The organism is Vogesella mureinivorans (genome assembly GCF_007644035.1).
GTDB lineage: Bacteria > Pseudomonadota > Gammaproteobacteria > Burkholderiales > Chromobacteriaceae > Vogesella > Vogesella mureinivorans.
In genome coordinates, this window is the sequence record NZ_VMTV02000259.1 from 1 (window position 1) to 264 (window position 264).

General features: G+C 66.7%; 1 protein-coding gene. It reads right to left on the bottom strand.

Translation table 11 applies throughout. The features are described from left to right. Positions 1–264: hypothetical protein (locus FLQ44_RS08170; protein ID WP_439144907.1), on the bottom strand; the 264-nt coding region annotated here is incomplete at both ends.

Consider the following 264-nt stretch of genomic DNA (forward strand, 5'->3'; position numbering starts at 1 on the left):
CGGGTCCGGGCCAGTGTCGGCCGGGCTGGCGTCGGCATCGTCCTCGGCGACTTCTTCCTCTTCCTCGTCCTCGACCTCGGCGTCATCGGCCACCACCACGGGCTCGGGTACCGGCTCGTCGATGGTGTCGAGGAAGCCGACCACGATCTCGTTGAGGCGCTTCTTGCCCTCGAGATGCTGGTCGTAATCCTCCAGAAGCATCTGCACCGACCACGGGAAGCTGGCCAGTGCGCCCTGCACCTGCAGCAGGCCTTCCTCGATGCG